Source organism: Elusimicrobiota bacterium (assembly GCA_040757695.1).
Taxonomy (GTDB): domain Bacteria; phylum Elusimicrobiota; class UBA8919; order UBA8919; family UBA8919; genus JBFLWK01.
The window spans coordinates 41,086-61,881 of record JBFLWK010000001.1 but is presented as its reverse complement, the minus strand read 5'-3'; the positions used below and the strand labels follow the sequence as shown (position 1 = coordinate 61,881).

Sequence of the window (20,796 nt, the reverse complement as noted above, 5' to 3'; positions counted from 1 at the left end):
GTATCTGATAAAGACGCGTGCGATAGATAATGCACTGCCTACAGGCACGCAAGAGAACGGCGATACCAAAACCGGCTACACCATAATATACGACACACACCCACCTGTAAACACAATTGTATTCCCGTCGGATAGCGGGAACTACGGACCTAATTATGCAGTTAGCGTGCTCAGTGCGACAGCGCAGGACTATCCGACAGCGGGTGGCAGTGTATTCAACAGTGGCATCCAGAAGGTGCAGGTAAAGATCTACAATACTGTCAAATACTGGGATGGCGATGGGTTTGATATAGACGATGTGCCGGCAGCGTGGCGGGATTGCAAGTTAGTAGGTAGTGAGTGGAAATATCCGAACGATAGCGAGCAGATACCGAACTGGACAGACGGGACATATATCGTATATACCAAATCGATAGACAATACCGGGACTGAAGAGACGACACCGAAACAGATTCAGTTTGAGTATGACACTCAGGAGCCGACGACGACAATCAAGATGCCGAATCAGAGTTGGCACAAGAAGTTTCCGAGTATCTCCGGGACTGCGCAAGATCCTGGGAATGCGGATATAGAGAAGGTGGAGGTATTACTCAGGATAGAGGGCGGTAATTACTGGGATGGCGATGGGTTTGATAGTGTGCTTGTAGAATGGTCTACAACGACGGTAACTGGCGCCGGTGCGATAAAGACCTGGACATATCCAATAACAGGCGAGAGCATACCCAACTGGGGTGCTGGCGGCAACCAGTCAACAGATGGCGACAGGATAGAGGTTCGTAGCAAGGTGACGGATAAGTCCAAGAATACCGAAGACCCGTATCAATCGCATTATTTCTGGGTAGATATAACAACACCAACGGTGTTAAATGTCTCGCCATCTACATACACACCTACAATCAGTGTGCTGCCAACTATCTCAGGTACTGCGCAGGATATGCCATCAACTGGCAAGATAGATACAGTTCAGATAAGGATCCGGGAAGCAAGTAAGCCGCCAGACGATGTTACACCTAACTACTGGAAGACATCAACCAGCGGGTTTGACTATTTAGACAGCGAGTTAGAATTAGCATGGTTTACACCGAACTTAACAACTGACTGTACGATATGGTGGTATCCGTTCAGTGCGTGGACGGATAGCGGGACATACCGTATAGAGACGAAATCGACAGATAAAGCAGGCAATTATATTACAATGTATTCTACGAGCAATTTTGTGATAGATACCACCTCGCCAACCTCGCGTGTAATAACGCCTGCGAACAATACCGCGATCTCGCAATTCGCATCTATCTCCGGGACTGGCTACGATGCGAGCGGGTTAAGTATGTTGAAGGTTCGTGTGACACGGAAGACGGATGGTGCGGTATATGACGGGAATGCGTTTGCCGCGGGTTCCTGGCGGACCGTCTCGCAGGATAACGGATATTACAACTGGAGTTATACAGAACTGACTGCTGGGAAATTGACTAACGGCGCTAGCTACTATGTAGAGAGTTATGCCGTGGATACCTCGTCGCCGCAGTTAACCGAAGTGACTTCTGCGGATAGATGCGCGTTCTTTATCTATGATACCACCGCGCCAGTATCCGCTGTGCTCTCTGTGGTAGATGGCAAAGCGTATTCAGCAATCACAATTGCGACTGGTAGTTGTGCGGATGTTCAACCGACACCTGACCCACCACAAGCTGCATATTCTAACAGTATCTCGTCAGTAGAAATATCAATCCAGAACCTGACACTCGGTACTACCTATTGGACAGGTAGTGGCTGGGTTTCCCAGCCAGCTGTCTACTGGTCTACTGCGACCAATTTTGTTGTAGGCAACAGCTCGTGGAGTTACAGTAATTTAAGTAATGCGTTCAAGAGTGGGCATCAGTATAAGTTCAAGCCACGCGCATATGATACCGCAATACCCAACAATATCCAGACGGTGTTTAACGAGTACACGGTGGTCTATGATACGCATCCGCCACTAAGTACTCTAATAGCACCCGAATCAACAAACCCGAATTACGGCCCGAATAAAATACTTGCGACAATCTCAGGTACTTCTAACGATAGTTTATCTACACCGAATAGCGCGGGCGTCAACAATGTAAAAGTGCGTATCTCTACAGGCACACCAGCAGTATACTGGAATGGCACAAACTGGTTAGGCACCGCGGAGAGCTGGCTTAATACGGATACCGCTGCGACCAACCCGTTCGTATTCACCTCAACACCCGTATGGCAGGATGGCAAAGAATACCGTGTAGAAACACGCGCTACTGATAATGTAATACCGACGGGCAATGTTCAGGTCGCGTATTCTACGGTAGTATTCAAGTATGATTCTACACCACCAACATCATATATCACCGAGCCGAATAGCCAGTTTGAGAAGTCGCCGCTAAATACCATATCAGGCAATGCAGCGGATACATACTCGTTATTAGAACGTGTTGCGGTAAAGATATCCTCGTGGACTGGCGCAGACTGGTCTGTAGTGCAGGACTGGACAATAGCGCAGGATTCTGCATCTTGGAAACTGCCGTATTCGGCTTGGGTAAATGGTGTGCAGTACAAGATAGATAGCGAGGCAAAAGATAGAGCACAGAATGTGCAAACCGCAATATCATCATATACATTCACATATGATATCTCAGTACCGACGGTAGTGGTAGTAGCGCCACAATCAGGCGCACTGAATCCCACGAACTTAGCATCTATTTCAGGTACTGCGCTGGACTTCCCAACTGGCTCCTCACCTGATATGGCGCAAGGTCTATCTAAAGTACAACTTCGGATACGCAGACAGGGTGGCGAGTACTACTGGAACCCGGGTGCGAACGATTACAACATATATTACGCAACAAACGCATGGTATGACGCTAATTATCTGGCGCCATACTGTACATACTGGGCAGCTACAAAACCTACACTGGATAATAATACATCATACTTCATAGAAGCAATCGCATATGATAAAGCCGGTAATAGTCCGCTGTATGTATCTACCAGAACGATAAAGATAGATAATGTCGCACCAAGTTCTATCGTATCATTCCCGCAAACTACAAAATCATACAGAACATTCACAGCGATGGATACCATCTCAGGCACCTCATCAGATACCGAGACTTCAGTCACCGTCGTCAAGGTCTATGTAAAAAATAATAACGGCGCGGGTAGCTGGTATTACAAAGATGCCGCACCCGATTTCTCAGAAACAACCGAGACACCTAATAATGCATCCGCAGTTGCGCCATGGACTTTTGAGTTGCTGCAGAGTAAACTGACCGATGGCGTATCCTACTGGGTATATACCAGCGCAACCGACGAGTCCACCAACCAGGAGGTGTTGCCTGGCGGGAGTTCGTCGTATTTCGTGTGGGATGTGACGCCACCAACCTCTACGGTGACGAATCAACAGGTGATTAGTGGCTATGTGAATAGTTTACCGACGATAAGCGGGTCTGCCGATGATGTAACACCGACCACACCATCAGGTGCGCAGAAATCAGATGGCGTATCTGATATAGAAATCCAGATCTCGTCATATGGTGCAACCTGGAGTGTGATAACGCCGTGGACTGATGTGAGTAATTTCGCAACCAAATCAGGCACCCAGATATCTACATGGACATATGCGACGAGTGCCGAGCACCGTATCAGTGGCAAGAAGTATCTGATAAAGACGCGTGCGATAGATAATGCACTGCCTACAGGCACGCAAGAGAACGGCGATACCAAAACCGGCTACACCATAATATACGACACACACCCACCTGTAAACACAATTGTATTCCCGGTAGATACAGAAAATTATGGTCCGTATAAAACACTTGTGACGATTTCTGGCACAGTTAATGACAAGCCGGATGTTAGTGGTTCTGTATTCAATACTGATGTTTCATCAGTTCAGGTTCGGATTTACGATGGGAATGCATACTGGAATGGTGTTGATGCATTTAATGCAGGTGCGAATTCGTGGTTTGATGCGAACTGGTATGTAGGTGCATCTTCTTGGAGTTATACAGCACCGCCGAACTTGCAGGATGGCAAGCAGTATACGGTAAATGCGAGAGGTATAGACCGTGCGGGAAATATAGCAGTTGCGATTTCAACGAATATATTTCAGTATGATACGCAGAAGCCCAGTTCAACAATTTGTCTACCATATGCGCAGTGGCATGACAATTTCTTAACAAGTTCCGGGACTGCAACTGACCCGGGGAATGTGTATAAATCAGATGTAGATTACATTCAAGTTGCAATCAAGAATTTAGATGCTGGTTTTTACTGGAATGGCACGAATGCATTTAATGCTAATGAAGCGAATTCGTGGCGTGCGACTACAAAATCAGGCGCTTCACCCAACTTTAAATGGACATATCCTGCAGGTGATACAATGCCTGATTGGTTCCTCTATGATGGTGTAAGGATAGAGTTTCGTTCAAGAGCAATAGACAAATCAAACAATACTGAATTATTCAGAGCGACAACATTCTGGGTAGATGTCTCGTCGCCTTCGGTAAAGAATCTCACACCTGCTGAAGGGAGTTCCAAACTGTCATCACTATTAACACTTTCAGGTACCGCTGCGGATGCAACTTCAACTGGGAAGGTAGACACAGTAAAGATTCGGATTTTAAGAATTACAGCACCTTCAAAATACTGGAATGGTGTTAATGCGTTTGATGGTGACCCGGCTTTACCTGAAAACGCGTGGTTCACACCAACTTTAACATCAGATTGTACTATCTGGTGGTATGGATTTGACCCAACAAAATGGACTGACAACAACCAGTATCGGCTTGAGGCAAAATCAATAGACAAGACAGGCAAATACTCGCTTACATATTCTACATCCAGTTTCTCAATTCATACTTCAACGCCGTCTTCATATGTTACAATTCCAGCGAATAGCTCATTTAACAAGATATATTCAGAAGTAGCCGGAACAATAAGTGAAGCGTCCAATCCTGACGGGGTTGCAAAGACATTTGTAGCAATCAAAGATATGATAACGCAGAAGTACTGGCAGGAAACCAGCTGGGTAGTTTCCGGTGTGCCGATATGGAATCAGGCGACGCTTTCACCTGATACTACTGCGTGGTGGTATACTGATTTGACGCAAGCGAAATTAACAACCGGTGCGTCATATTATGTGACTGTATTCTCGTCAAACAATGCGTATCCGTCGTTGATTGAGACACCGTCTGATGTGGGGGCTTCGCTGTTTGTGTTTGATTCTACCGAGCCGCTCACAGCAATCACGATGCCGTTCAAGACATATCACAATAATACACTCACAGCAATTTCAGGCACTGCGGAAGATTACCCGGCATTTACAGGTGCCAGAGTTTCTACACCTCTGACAAATATTGATATGTATATTTTATGGTATGCGTCAAATTCATCAACCACGAATAAATACTTTAATGAAACAACTTGGCAGAGTGATAGCTACTGGATATCGGTTTCTACTGTGAATCAGCCGAATTGGTCTTATTCTGATAATGATTTGTTCTGGACTCATGCATCATCTTATACGGTTGTTACAAAATGTAAAGACCGTGCAGGTAATGAGCAGGGGACACAGTTTGCGTATACAACCAAAGTATTCTGGTATGACAATTTGAAGCCAACATCTACTGTTACGATGCCGCTTGTCGGCGACCCGCCGTATAATACATTAACTACACTGTCAGGCACTTGCGAGGATAAGATTCTCTCTGCGGTAACGCTTTCTACAGTAACAGTTTTGATACAGGATGTAACGCTTGGCTCAACATATTACAATATGAACACTGGGCAATGGGTTTCAGGTAGTGAGTACTGGGACAATTATGCAGCAACATATTCTGTTGCTGGGAACTGGTATTGGAAATTGATATTCCCGAATGATAACCATTGGTCAACAATGCATCAGTATAGAATCAAGAGTAAGGCAAAGGATATTGCGGGTAATGAAGAGACGCCATCAGCAGGCAATACTTTTGTATATGATGTAACTATGCCAACTTCGGTTGTAATTATACCTGCGAATAATATCAGTTATCAGACACTGCCAACGCTTTCAGGCACAGCGTCTGATGCCAAGGGCTTAACCATTGTCAGAGTTTCACTGAAACAAAACGAGCCACAGGGCTGCTGGTATGACCCTGCGGGTGTCGCATCGTTCACTGCAACAACAGAGACCTGGTTTGATGCAAAAACATCTGGCGGATGGACAACCTGGTATTCTACAAGAGCATCTGCAAACTCGTGGGATGATATTTTAGAGAGTGGCAAGTACTATATTTTAAGATCTTCGGCACAGGATGTCGCTACAAACTGGCAAATAATTTCATCAAGCAATGTGTTCACATTTGATAATACGCCGCCACTAACAGCAGTTGTCACACCTGTGCAGTCATCTACAATATCTGTGCTATCTACAATTTCAGGCACATCATATGATAGTGCCTCTGGACCTTCTGCTGTAAAAATTTCTGTAAAACATATTGCCAGTGGTGGCTACTGGAATGGTGCTGATTGGACAGGTACTGATAATGACAGATGGCTTGTTGCCTCAACCGGTGTACCAACTGGAAATACTCTTGTATGGACTTATCCTGGATTTATGGGAGGGCAGACACCATCTTGGCATGCTGCTGGTGGAGATTATTATATTCATGTTTATGGTATTGATATAGCGAGCAACCAGGAGATTGTTTCATCTACAAGGACATTCCATTTTGATGCGACACCACCAACAACAAAGGTGACACTGCCATCAGCAGACAATTCATATATCCATAATTTACCTACAATTTCAGGCACTGCATTAGATAACAAAGCCGGTATTTCAGGCACAACCGGTATAAAGGTAGCGATATATAATCAGACAACACAAAGATGGTATGATAATTCTGCATTTGCATCCCTTAGCCAGTTATGGTTCAATGCCACAAGCACATATCCATGGACAAAATTGGTAGATGATACCAAATACGATGATGCGAGTTATTATATTATTTATTCATCTGCGGTAGACAAAGCCGAACCTGTTAATGTACAGACTGCAGTATCTTCGCGAACATTCACAATAGACAGGTCATCACCAACTTCTGCGGTAGTTCCGCCACCGCAGGAGATTGTTAACGAATTATTAACGATTTCAGGCACCGCGGGTGATACTTTGAGCGGACCCAAAACGGATGCAACAAAAGTAATGATAACATATCTTACAGATGCAACAACAAATTACTGGACTGGTTCTACATGGACAACAACTGAGTCAACCGCAGCGACAACCGGCACAGGTGTCTGGCAATTTCCAACCGGCACAATGTTTGCAGGGTGCTCACAGAATAGATTCTATGTAAAATCAATTGCAGAAGATAATGTTGGGTTAAGGCAGGAAACCAACAATACAATCTCATTTATATATGATGTTACCGCACCGACTTCTGCGGTTACAATGCCAATAGAAGCGTATTACGGCGCTACAAGGACACTACCAACTATTTCCGGCACATCAAACGATCCCTACACAGTAATTGTCGTCTCAATATCAGTACAAGATATGACCTATTCGGCGACTTACTGGCAGGGTGCGGTTGGGAGTTGGGCTGAGACACAAAAATGGTTCACCTGCTCACAGTATCTTGGCTCGTGGTCAACCTGGACATATACATTACCCGGTGTATCACCAAATTATATCTGGACTGGTGGTAAAACATACAGGGTTCATGTGAGAGGCAAGGATATCGCAGGAAATGAATCCGCCTCTGTTTACAATCAATTCCTGTATGATGAAAACAATCCTATCTCGTCTGCTACTGCACCGACAGTTGACTATCTGAATACATTAGATGAGGTTACTGGCACATCAAACGACCCCGGCACGAATCCGTCTGGGATTGTGCCTGCGACAGGTGTCAGAGTAATTTTACATCGGCTGAATAATAACGGCTTCTCAGAAGCTTGGTGGGATGAAGGGCTTAACAATTGGAATACAGTAACCTCTACTGATGTTGCGACTACCGACCCGGCGCCTAACTGGACGAAGACGGGACTTATGACCGCCCGGTCGCCGGGTATTCCCATATGGGATGACGGTGGCTTGTATCAGGTAACTGCTAAGGCAACAGACCGTTCAGGCAATATTGAGACATCAGGTAATGGTCATACATTCAGGTATGATACTACAAAGCCGAACTGTGCAACAAAGATGCCCGATGCGGCGCTTTCAGCAGGCGACCCGCCAACCAAACGATATAATTCATTACCTACGATTTCAGGGACCGCATCTGACGAGTGGATGGTTAATCCGTCAACCGCAGTAGAGTTTTATATAAAACAAATGGCTACAAACAACTACTGGCAGGGACCGGGTTCTGACCCGAGATGGTTCACCACAGAAAAATGGCATGTAGCGCAATCAAGTTATTCAAACTATGTAAAATGGACTTATTCAGGTCATGAGAGCGATTTAACCAGCGGTGCCAATTATATGGTTGTTTCTAAAGTTTATGATGCGGCAACTAATACTAAATACGGTACAACATATGCAACTGCAACATTCAAATATGATACATCAGCACCTGAGACACTTGTTCTAAAACCATCTACTGCAATCGCAACTGTATCAGCATTAGAGACAATTTCAGGTACTGCGTGGACATCGCCAACCGACCAGGATGCCCAGTATGTAAAAGTTGTGATACATCGCACACCTGCACCAGGCGGGCTGAAATACTGGTCGCAATTAACAAACGAATGGGTTTCTGGATATACAGAAAACAACTACAATGGCGGCACACCAACATACTGGCAGTTAAAAAATGATGAATACTTCAAAACCGGCTATGCATGGACAACCAATACCACATATTTTGTCTATGCATATGCGACTGATACTGCTGGAAATCCCGGCACAGTTACCTCAACCTCAACATTCATATATGATAATACAGTCCCACAATCAGCAGTTGTGAAGCCGACACCATGGCCTACATATTACACTACTGGTGGATTATCAACAATTTCAGGAACTGCATCTGATGAAACAAGCAGTGTTATATCACCCGTAAAACTATCAATCTTACAGGTAAATACAACATTGTACTTTAATGGTACAGATTTCTCAGCAGGTCCTAATGAATATGTTCTGAATGGCACTTTCGTTGGTGCATCGTCAGGCACATGGACATATTATGATGCAGACCTATCATGGACGCATGGCGAGTTTTACAAGGTACGCTGCTGGGCGACAGATTCAATTGGCAACGAGCAGTCCACAAACTCAATCACATCTAACCAGTTCTTGTATGATGTAAAACCACCATCGTCAACAGTTACCAAACCAGAAGGCGGTAATACTTCATACCAAGCATCTGAGTTAGTACGGCTTACAGGGACTGCGTCTGACAATGTAGATAGTCTGGCTAATTCCGGGATTAACGATACAACAAAAATTTATATCGCACTCTGTAAGACAACTGGAGACCCGTTATATAATCCGACATCTTACTGGTATGTCTGGGCAACTTCAGGTACCTGGCAGTTAGGTGAGAACTGGTTCAATCCAACAGATTACGATCCAAGTATTAGCAGATGGACATATGACTTCCCTGGTGCTACTCAGGCCGAAAAAGAAGCCAACTGGCAATCCGGCGTATACTATCAGATAAAAACAAAAGCGACGGACAGGGCGGCAAATGCTTCTGCTGCAGGGATTGCGAATCAGTTCAGGGTAACAAAACCAGCAGCGTATATGAAAGTCTCGCAGATTGTTAATACTACTGCCGGGCAGTCATCAGGTATCAAAATTGAGGTATTTGATGCTGATGGTAATATCGCACTGGGTGCTGTTGGGAATATAGAATTCTATACACCTAACGGGCCTGAAACAGGTGGGAATGGCTTACCTGCTATGTTCACACTTGAGGATAGTGACCTGGGCTACAAAGTATTTTCAAGTTCGGTTACATTAAGGAAAGCAGCGAATAATACCCCGCAGTGTCCGGGTACAAGAACCGTTTATGCGCGTGGTTTAAGCGGGAATATCAACGGTGTTGATTCTGAAACCGACCCGTTAAGTTACGGTCAGTTGGCATCACAAACCGGAATTATTGTAGACCCACTGCCGTGGTATGACCTGCGGGTTATAGTGCCTGGTGAAAGTCGGGCACCGGGAACATCAACCGGTAGAAGTGGTAATGTCACTCAACAGACAGCCGGGAGCGCATTCTCAATTACAGTTGATGCGGTTGATGATTACTGGAACCTTGTAGATACTGGCACACCTGTGGTTGTTGAAATCAAAAATGCAGACGACCCATATGCAACAGATGGCGAAGGAATTTACAATATCACTACCGGCTCTGTTGAGGTAACAGGTGTTAAATTAAGAAAAAATACTGGTGCTACTGGCACAAGAATTGATATTTCAACTGGCACGAAATCAGATACATCAACTGCTATTCTAATGACATACAATGATGCTATTAAACTTCAATTAGTTGTTCCGGGCGAAACCGCATATCCAGGCTCGTTAGATGGCAAGAGTGGTAGTGTAACAACTCAAACTGCTGGTGAAGATTTTGATGTAACTGTGAATGCCTGTGATTTATGCTGGAATACTAATGAATCCGCAACCAATGTCTCTACCATTACCACAACTGATGTTTATGATATAGAGCCCGCAACCCGCGCTCTAACAAACGGCACTACAACATTTACACTAACACTTGTAACTGCTGCAACCCAGTATATCTCGGCACTTTCTGCAGGGCTTACTGAAAATACAACATCAGTCTATGTGAAACCGAATCTTGCAACACGGCTGTATCTGTTGGTTCCTGGTGAGACACTGGATTCTGGCAAGCCGCCATATGCAGGTGCAGGTGGCGGAAAATCAATGGTATTCAGTCAACTTGATGCTGGTGTGACTTATTACTGTACGGTCAATCTTGTAGATGATTGGTATAATATCCAGACGGATACTGGGATGCCTGAAGTATGGCTTAAAACAACAGATAGTTTTGACACAGAATATACATATTCGTTAATAGAATCAACCCGAATGTATCCTGTGAACTTCACAACTGCTGGGAATCAGAATATAACTATGCAGATAACCAACGGGCTTGATTATGTTGCATCTGCATCTTCACAGGTTGCAGTCAAAGCCGGCGTAGTAGACCGTTTGCGGCTGATAATGCCTGGCGAATCGCCAACAACTAATCCACTGGAGACAGATGGTAAATCAAACAGTCCGACACCCAGAACCGCTGGGATTTCGTTTAAAGTGACAATCAATTCCTGTGATATCAAATGGAATACATCATCTTCAGGTCAGCAGGTAAAGGTTTCGGCAGATGCAGTTGACCAGCCGTATTCACCAATATATTCTAATCAGACACCGAACCTATCTGGTGGTGTTGCGACTGTAGATATCACATTACGAAAAGCAACTGCTACAACATTCTATGTAGAAGATAACGATGCTACAGAGCCGACGATGTCATCACAGACAGTCCGAAATGTTTCTGTTGTGCCCAACTCGGATGCGCACCAGTTGAAACTGCAACTATTAGTACCTGGTGAAACTGCGGAACCTGGCAAAAATACAGCGCCTGCTGGTAAGTTAGGTACACCAACAAACAGAACTGCTGGTAGCGAATTCACGGTTACGGTGAATCTGGTTGATGACAACTGGAACGCATATAACGAAGGTGAGCTTACAGTAGGCACGACTGTTGAGATTACAACAGACGACCCATATGATACGCAGCCATCGTCTGCTGCACTATTCTTTGGTGCTCAAACATTTAATGTTACTTTAATTCGGGCTGCCACCTCGTTAATTACTGCAACTGATGTAGATGAAGTTGGCGAGTACTACGAGTCATATACATCAACCTGGATTACAACAGTCCCGAATACACCGCAGAAACTCCAGATACTTGTGCCGAATGAAACACCTGTTCAAGGTTCTGGTAAAACGGGTACTGTTCAGAATAGAACTGCCGGGTTGCAATATACTGTCACAGTTCGTGCATGTGATAACTGGTGGAACCTGAATACATCAACCGAGCCGATAGTATCAGTTACATCCAACGATAGTTTTGCAGTGATACAGACATCGCATGCATTAACGCAGGGTGCAACCACATTTACGGTTTCATTAAGAGCGAAAACCGCAGCAGCTACACGGAATCTTACTGCTACATATGAAGGTGAGATGTCGCCACAGACCTGTTCTAATTTTGTTGTGTTCTCATCTGCAGCTGTGAAGTTACAACTTTTAGTACCAAATGAAACCGCAGTAGAAGGTGATGTTACCAACAATGGTAAGACAGGCAGTGTGAGTAACCAGACTGCTGGTGTGAACTATACAGTGACTGTGAATTTAGTAGACCCGTATTGGAATAAAGTAACAAATCTTGGTAATTCTACCACGGTTCAAATTTCAGTTTCAGCACCATACTCGTCATATGTGACAAGTTACACATATTTACAAAGTGGTGTGCGGAACTTCACACTTGCGATATTATCAAGTGGTAGTTGGACTGTTACTGCGCAGGACAAGGACTCCGTAGCGCCACTTTATACATCTAATACCTCGCCAAGTATAACAGTAGTATCAAGTGGTGCGGTAAAGTTGCAGGTATTACTACCTGGCGAGACCGCAGTTGCTGGTAAATTAGCATCACCTGAAGGCAAAACAGGTACGCCATCGTATAGAACTGCGGGTGAAACATTCGTAGTAACGGTTAATGGTGTAGACCCGAACTTTAACCGTAACGAATCTGCTAATCAAACAATTGATTTAAGGGTAACAGATCCGTATATAACAGATAGTGAAATACCATACACAGGGTTTATCAATGGTTTTGTGACATTTAATGTGACAATGAAACAGGCGGCACTTACACACTATGTAACCGCGTTTGTCTATTCAGGAGCAGAGTTAGATGAAGGTTATTCCAGCAGTTTTGAGGTGAAGCCGAATACCGCTTGTGCATTACAGGTATTGTTACCGGGCGAGATTGAGAAAGGCGGTTCTGCAACTGGTAAGGACTCATCAGGACTTCAGACACAAACCGCAGGGTATGCATTCAAGGTAACGGTTAATTCAGTAGATAAACTATGGAATAAAACAACGGTATATCCTCAAGGTGGTGCGAATGTTAAACTTACACCAACCGATAGTTTTGTATCAGCAATCACACAGCCACTTGATTTAACACAAGGTACAACACATTTCTGGTTCACATTAAGAACTACAACAACAACTGCAAAATTTACAGCAACTGATGAAGATGGTACACCATTAACTTCTGATATTTCAACAGCGTTTACTGTAACGCCTTCATCTGCAACCAAACTCTTGATACTTGTGCCAAATGAAACCGCAGTAGAAGGTTCTACCACAACTGGCAAAACAGGCACAGTTCTGAATCAGACCGCTGGGGTATTATTCACAGTGACTGTAAATGCCTGTGATAACCAATTTAACAGGGTAACATCAGCTGAAGGTGTTGGATATAACGCAATAAGAGTAACCACACCTGAAGATAGCTACGATACAGAGCCATCTGATAAGCCATTATCAGCAGGTACAACCTTCTTTGATTTAACAATTGTAACCGCAAAAGCAACCCATCGGCTTGTCGCAATGGATGTTGATGGTGCTACACCGCTGTTACAATCCACAACACAGTATAATATGAATGTAGTGCCTAATAATCCAGAGAAGTTGCAGATAGTGTGTCCTGGCGAGACTCCGGATGCTGGTAGTGAGCCGTCTGGCGATGGGAAGCAGGGCAGTCCATCACAGCGGACTGCTGGTATCCAGTATATTGTGACTGTGAATGGCTGTGATAACTGGTGGAATGTCAATACTGGGACGAGCCCTGTGGTAGAAGTAATATCAGCGACAGATGATTATGAGGTGATACAGACCGCACATAATTTAACGAATGGCTCTACAACATTTACAGTGATACTGAAGACAGGCGAAGGCACCTCACATACATTGACCACGCAGTATGGTGGTACGATGGCAAGTCAGACAAGCGATAGTTTTGTGGTGATATCATCCGCAGCAGTGAAGTTGCAGTTATTAGTACCGAATGAGACTGCATTAAAAGGTTCCGGAACAGGCAAGAGTGGTAGTGTAGTGAACCAGACTGCAGGTGTGAATTATACAGTGACTGTGAATTTAGTGGACCCGTATTGGAATAGGGTGACCAATCTTGGGAATTCTACAACGGTTCAGATTTCTGTCTCTGCGCCGTATGCGAGTTATGTAACATCATATACATATTTAGTCAGTGGAGTTAGGAATTACACATTAGCTATTTTATCTTCAGGCACCTGGACAATGACAGCAACTGATAAAGACGGTGTAGCACCGTTATACACAGCAAATACATCACCGAGTATAACAGTGGTTTCCAGTGGTGCGGTGAAGTTACAAGTATTACTGCCTGGCGAGACCGCATTACCTGGCGCTGCAAATGGCAAGAGTGGTAGTATAACAACGCAGACTGCTGGGCTTGTATTCACAATCACAGTCAACGGCGTAGACCCGAACTTTAACCGAGATGAGAGCCGGAGTGATTTAGTATCTGTTGTAACAACTGATTTATACGATACTGAGCCTGATAACCAGACATTATCACAAGGTCAGCGGACATTCAGTATCACAAATAAAACTGCTGGCAGTGTTCATAAAGCGACTGCGACTGCTGCGGCGTTAACAAGTGGCTACAGCGACTACTGGACAGTGGTTGCATCTGCTGCAGTCAGATTACAAGCATTATGTCCTGGCGAGACTGCGGTACCTGGTTCAACAAATGGCAAAAGTGGTTCGCCGAGTCAGCAGATAACAGGTGTTCGGTTCCAGGTGACAGTGAATAGTTGTGACCCGTATTGGAACAAATCAACAACAGGCGGGTTGTATAATGCAGCGGTTCGGCTGACAACGAATGACGACTTTGCATCATTTGTAAGCAGCCAGACATTACAGAGTGGCACAACATATTTCTGGGTAACACTGAAGAAATCCACACCAACTGCGCAATTATGTACCGAGAATACAGTAGCGCCTGTGATGTTGTCTACATATACACCGTATATTGTGGTGTCTGCATCAGTGCCTGTGAAGTTATTAGTGATAATGCCTGGTGAAACCTACAATCCTGGCTCGGCTACTGGTAAGAGTGGCAATGTGTCAACGCTTACCGCTGGGGATGCATTCCAGTTAACAGTAAGAGGTTGTGATAGTAACTGGAATACGGTGTCTATATCTTCACAGGTTCGTGTAGAAACACCAACTGATAATTACGACGATACCTACATAAATCAGTGGCTGATAGGTGGTACAACAACCTTCTGGTGGACATTCAAGACTGCGAATACTGCACATACAATCAAGGCATTAGATATCACCGCAGGACCTGTGTATCTATCAACCTATACACAATCAAATGTGAATGTAATTTCGGCAGATGCGGTCAAGTTGCAGTTACTGGTACCTGGTGAAACCGCGGTTCCGGGCTCAGAAACTGGTAGAACCGGTTCGCCAGCTAATCAAACTGCTGGGAATGAGTTTGTGATTACAGCAAATGCAGTTGATGACAATTTCAATATCGCATATTCTACAGAACGAATAAAGGTTACATCTACAGATATCAACGCAGCAGGTCCGTGGTATAAAGACCTTGTTAATGGCACAACAACTGTTCCATTAACACTGCTTACTAGCGGCTACGCAACTATTACATTAGACGATTCTAATATAATCAGACCGGATATTGTATTCCCGATTGATGTTCGTGTTTCTACGATAGTTTCTAATAATCCAACTAAACTTCTGGTCTTGATACCTGGCGAGATACATAAACCCGGCAACATAACAGTTGGCGGTAAAACAGGCACACCATCTAATCAAACTGCTGGTAAAACATTTATTGCAACCTGTCATACGACTGACTCTTGGTATAACATTGTTACCACTAACACTGCGAATATCGGTTTGACAACTGACGACCCGAATGTTACAGGAACTACATATAAAACATTAGTTAATGGCACCACATACTATCCGGTAACATTAAGGACTGTGAATGATTCTGTGAATGGATCAGATTGGGTATTAACAGTTGCTAAGAGCGGGCTGGTTTCATCTACATCTACTGTAAAAATAGGACCTAATTCAGATAATGCGAAACTACAGGTTCTGTTCCCTGGTGAAACCGCATCACCGGGTTCAACAACTGGTAAAACAGGCACACCATCAAACAGAACTGCAGGAATCCAATTCGTACTAACGGTTAATTCTGTTGATAATCAATGGAATCGTGTGATGTATACCGACTGGCCAAATAATACCGTTCAAGAGACTGTAGCAGGTGTATCAGTTGTAACTACCGACCTATATGATAGTGCGATTTCTGGTAATATCACTAATCTTGGTCAGAAGACATTTGCGCATTCGTTTATTACGCGCGGTGTCTGGAAAGCAACTGCGACTGCGGCGGGTTATACAGAGGATTCATCACCGTATATTACGGTTGTTTCATCAGGTGCAACCAAATTGCTTATCAGAATGCCTGGTGAGAACTGGCTTGAAGGTTCGGCAACCGGCAAATCCGGTACACCAACTGCCAGAACTGTATATAATACATTCACAATTACCGTGCGGTCCGTAGACCCGAACTTTAACTATGTGAATACCTCAACACATACTGTGAAGATAACAACAAACGATAATTTTGATACTGAACCCAGTCAGTTAGCACTGAATAGTGGTGAGCAGACATTTGATATAACATTATTCACTGCGCAAATGTCATCAATAACCGTTTCACCAGTTGGCACATACCTGAGCACACTGACTGTTACGGGTTATACTACACCGGAGTTTCTGTGTATCTCATCCGCACCGGTAAAATTACAGGTGCTTGTGCCCGGTGAAACCGCAGTCCCGGGTTCGTCAAGCGGTTATACTGGTACGGTATCTACTCAGATAGCCGGTGCGCCATTTGTAGCAACTGTGAATCTGGTTGATTTAAGATGGAATATCACAACTACATATTCCGGTGTGATAACTTCAGTTGATACTAACGATGAATATGATACAGAGCCTGGTGATTTATCACTAACTAATGGTACAACATATTTCGTATTTACATTGATTCAGAAGTCAGCAGGGACAACGATAACTGCGATTGCTGGCAGCTATCAAAACGGCATATCACGGCTTGTGCCGGTAACATATGGCGGACCGACACAATTACAGATACTTGTTCCAGGCGAAACTGCGGTAGCAGGTAAATACTATCAACAGCCATATGGTAAGACCGGCACACCATCACAGCAAATAGTGAATACTACATTCACAGTTACTATCAATGCGGTAGATAACTGGTGGAATATCGTTACAGATACTAATCCATGGGTTACACTTACTACAACCGACCTGTATGACGATGAATCACTATTACATGTGCAGTTACAGAATGGGACAATCACCCGCAATATAACATTCAAAACCGGTAATATGCAGGGCTATAATATCAGTTATGCGACACATTCAATTACGGTCACAGCAGATACTGGCTATGTGCTCAGTTCTACAAACACACCAACTATAACAGTAAATCCTGCAACTCAAAATCGGCTTTTAGTAGCAGTTCCTGGCGAGACAATTATCTGCGGAACCTCAACAGTAACTGGCAAAATAGGTACACCCAATACCCAAACTGCAGGAATGCCATTCTGGATAACTGTTAACGGCTGTGATAACCAATGGAATCGGCAGCCAAACACAATTGCAACTGTTAAACTTTATACTACAGACCCATATGATGATAGTTATGAGCCGTCTGCGTTTGTGCTGCCTAATGGGACTACTAATGTTAGTATGATATTAGTGACTGCAGGTGGTTGGAAGATTTGGGCTGAAGACCAGGATGGTACACCTGTTACAATTTCAACTTCACCATCAGTTACTTTTGTTGCTGGTGCAGCGGTAAAACTGAATCTATTACCACCTGGGTTAACACAGATTCCCGGATATGGTAATACTGGTTCAATTCAGTCGCAGACCGCTGGGAAACCATTCACAGTGACCGTAAATGCAGTTGATGCAAACTATAATACAAATGCGACTGTTACCGATAATATCTCGCTTACAACAGACGACCTGTATGATACAGAGCCAACTAACAAACTGCTTGTAGCCGGTACTACCCAGTTTGTGCTTGATTTACGAACTGCCAAAATTAGTTCCTGCTGTGCAACTGATTTATCAAATGCCAGTATAATACCATCAACCCAAGCAGTAACCGTATTACCGCGGAATGAGACACCGGTATATCTCCAACTGGTTATGCCTGGCGAAACCGCGGTTGCTGGTAAAGGAATGTATCCAACCGGTGGGAAATCAGGCACACCCGAAACCCGTACAGCTGGTACGCAATTCACAATCACAGTTAATGCCTGTGATAGATACTGGAATATATTCACATCTGACCCCGGGCTTGGTGCAGATTGGCCACCGTCTACAAAAATTTATACTACCGATAATTTTGATACAGAAGCATCTTCAAGAACATTACTAAACGGCACAACCACATTTAACTGGACATTCTTTACTGCCAATACAGTGATATATTCTACTGCTACCGATGCTAATCCTGTTGCACCACAGTATAACGATTCTGCATCGTCAGTTACGGTTGTCCCGAACTGGTCGTCTACTTTGAGAATGCAAGTGGTTCTACCGGGCGAAACCGCAGTTGAAGGTTATGGCAAGACTGGTACGCCTTCTGCACAAACAGTTGCTATACCATTTACAGTAACTGTTCGGGCAACTGATGAATGGTGGAACCTTGTTAATGTATCTTCACAGGTTACCGTTACTACACCAAACGACCTGAATGATACAGAGCCAACACCCAACCAGTCATTATCCGCAGGTGAGAGAGCATTTACGCTAACACCCTGGTTTGCAATCTCAACCTATACAGTCAGAGCAACTGCGAACAATTTCGTTACTTTCACAACTGATGAGTTCAGTGTAGTTCCTAATACAGCCACTGCGAAACTGCAGGTGCTGGTACCGGGCGAAACCGCATATCCGGGCTCGGCAACTGGTAAGAATGGTTCTCCAACAACCCGAACCGCAGGGAGTCCGTTCTATGTAACTACGAATCTGGTGGATTACAGGTTCAATATAATAGCATCCAATCCGGATATTACAATGCCACTGGTTGCAATTTATACAACCGATTTGTATGATACTGAGCCTGCACAGGCCGCACTTACAAATGGTACGAAATCTGACTTCCCAGTTACACTTGTTACTGCAGGCAGTTCACAGTTATGTGCGACAACGACCAATTACTATTTTATGCATTATCATTTTGAGGCGTCAACTGCGCCAACACTAACAGTAAATGTAGGTGATCCAACCAAACTGCAACTAATAGTCCCTGGCGAAACCGCGCTACCGGGCTCACCTGAAGGTAGAACAGGGACACCGAGTTATCAAGGTGTTGCATCCGCATTTAATGTTACTGTGAATATCACAGATAATCACTGGAATAAAGTCACTACTGCTAATACAGTAGTTCGGATAGAAACACAGGACCCATATGATGCCGAGCCATTCCCATCTGCAGAAGGTGTTTCAACAGTTGGCGGAACTGCTGGTATAGATGTTACTATGATTACAAAAGGCACCTGGACGGTTACAGCAGTAACTGTTCCATCAGGTATTTATACTTCTACAACATCCAAAGGGATACTTGTGAAACCAGGCTATCCAACCCGCCTCCAGGTAGTTGTGCCTAACCAGCAAAATGATGGTGGCTCACCAACCGGTAAATCAGGCAGTGTAATAACACAGACAGCCGGTGTGCCGTTTGTCGGAACTGTTTATACAACAGATGGGTTATGGAATATATCAGAGACCACAACATATATACTTGTGAATCTGACTACAGACGACCTATATGATACTGAGCCATCAGCGCAACCGATACTGGCATATAATACTTCTACATACTTCACAATCACACTGCTTACTCAGCAGTCTACAGTTTTAACTGCCAACACCACCTGCGGGCTTAGTTTGAATAATTCAGATACCATACCAGTTGTTGCGAATAATGCAACCAAACTGCAACTATTAGTCCCTGGTGAAACCGCAGTTCAAGGTAAATGGAATATAGAGCCACTTGGTAGAACCGGTTCACCACTTACCAGAACCGCAGGCTCAGCATTTAATATCACAGTAAGTTGTGTAGATGATTGGTGGAATCTTACAGTGTCATCGCCAGTTGTAGCGGTCTATATTTCATCAATTACTGAATCAGACCAGAATAAATGGACTGACCCATATGCAGTGATTACACCGCCATCTGCAACACTGTTGAACGGGACAACGATATTTAATATAACACATAAACTGGCTAATAATAGCACTATGACCGGTCCAGCAATCCACCAAATAACTATTGAAGATATAGATGGCAAAATCCCGCTGTATACCTCTACAACCTCTAAATCGTATACAACTGTGCCGAATGTTAAAAGCGCATTGCAGGTGTTACTACCGGGCGAAACCGCGTTACCAGGTTCTGCAAATGGCAAGAGTGGTACAATAGCGAATCAAACCGCTGGTAGTTCGTTTGTAATTACTGTAAACGGCTGTGATGCGCAGTTTAACCGGTTATACACAGGGGGCGATGGGAATGTTACAATCCAGTACTCAGACCCATATGATACACCAGCAACACAAAC

General features: G+C 44.2%; 1 protein-coding gene (only partly in view). It reads left to right on the top strand.

Going from position 1 to position 20,796, the window contains the following annotated elements:
• Window positions 1–166 precede the first annotated feature (166 nt).
• On the top strand, window positions 167–20,796 hold the 5' portion of the coding sequence (locus AB1349_00120) for a hypothetical protein (protein MEW6555740.1). 13,321 nt of this gene lie beyond the right edge of the window; only the first 20,630 of its 33,951 coding nucleotides appear in the window; its start codon is at window positions 167–169; the stop codon falls past the right edge of the window.